General features: G+C 30.6%; 1 protein-coding gene. It reads right to left on the bottom strand.

What is annotated here, in order from left to right:
- Positions 1 to 278: 278 nt before the first annotated feature.
- Entirely contained in the window at positions 279 to 1,208 is a 930-nt protein-coding gene (locus tag ILT06_RS32105; RefSeq protein ID WP_064475996.1) for a DMT family transporter, read from the bottom strand.
- Positions 1,209 to 1,599 lie beyond the last annotated feature (391 nt).

Below are 1,599 nucleotides of genomic sequence, written 5' to 3' on the forward strand. Positions count from 1 at the left end.
TCTTATGTTAACATCTTCATTAGTTAATGTCAACTAAGTTTTTCATTTTGTTTGCCGCGTTCTGCGTTATTGCATCGGCGACTTGTTCTATATTACACCTCTATACTCTAATCGTCAATACCTTTTATTCAATTAATAATAAAAATAATTCCAAAGGTATTTTCCATATGAGTTTCAGTTATTTAATTTCTCTCATTCAATGAAAGTAATGAAAAGGACATCCTATTACATACAAGGCGTCCTTTTCATTAAACACTCTATACATACTCTTATACACTTTAACATTCTTCATTCTCTTTAACATTTCGATCGCCCGATATAAATAAATCAATTAATTTACGTTTATCCGCCCATATCACTCCGAATAAAACTAAGCTACCACCTATTACTATTCTCCACGTCAAAGATTCATTTAATAGAACAATTGAAGCAACAATACTTATTAACGGTAACGCATTTAAATATAATCCACTTACTGATGCCGAGACTGTCTCTAATGCTCTATTCCAAAACCAATACGCTAAAATTGTTGCCCCAATAACAAGATATATTACACTTAGTCCAACCTTCCACGTTTCAATCTTTGGAAGACCGTAATAAAAAGTTTCTGCCATTGCAAATGGTAATAGAATAACAGCTCCAATAATTAAAGTTAATGTTGTAAAAACCTTGTTTGATAGATACTGTTCTTGTTTTGGTCGTTTCAGCAATACTGTATAGAAAGCAAATAAGAACGTGCTTAATAAAATAAGGATATCTCCTATTAAAGATACTTCTTGATCGACATTACTAGATGGAATTGTAATGAGAAGTACTCCGATAGCCCCCAATACAATACCGATCCAATAATTAAGCTGAATTTTTTCTTTCAAAAAGAACGCTGAAAAAAGAATTGTAACTAAAGGTAAAGCAGCATCAATAATACTAACATGCAATCCACTCGTTAAAGAAATACCGTAGGATGTGAACATAAAGTACCCAGCTACACCAGTAAAAGATAGTAAACTCATTCTTTTCCACGGGACTTGTTTATGTACAACTGATCTTTTTAATTGTTTAAATGAGAATAGTAAACAAATTCCACCAGCTAAGAAAAGGCGAATAAATAACAAAGTAAATGGCTGAATAGATTCTAATGCCCACTTTGTTGGCGCAATGGCTGTCCCCCATAATATAACAGCCACTAATAACATGCATATTTCTTTCATAATCCCCCACACCCATCAAAAAATATATGTTAACTATCTTAATTATAGATTTTTTCTTATGTAAAATCCTTTAAAAATGAAAAACAACTAAAATAGCTATTTTCCACATAACGGTTTCATATAAAAAGTAAAATATTTTAGTCATTCCACGGCTCAATTAATACAAAAAGGTAATTCTTACCTTAAACTAATATTTAAATGTATTACTTTATTATCTTTTATGGCATTATCGTTCAAAATTCATTTTAAATAGTCTCTATTTCATCTTTTTTCTTCTTTAAGATTATTAAATTTATGGATTATGATATTTGATAAATAAAAATAAACACAAAAAAACCTAAGTCGAATCGACTTAGGTTTTTGCTTGGCGACGTCCTACTCTCACAGGGAT

The sequence above is a fragment of the Bacillus sp. 17RED48 genome, assembly GCF_019837545.1.
Classification (GTDB): Bacteria; Bacillota; Bacilli; order Bacillales; family Bacillaceae_G; genus Bacillus_A; species Bacillus_A wiedmannii.

What these genes read in the sequence shown, in the direction of transcription:
- ILT06_RS32105 (WP_064475996.1), bottom strand. Translation starts at nt 1,208, where the DNA reads ATGAAAGAAATATGCATGTTATTAGTGGCTGTTATATTATGGGGGACA.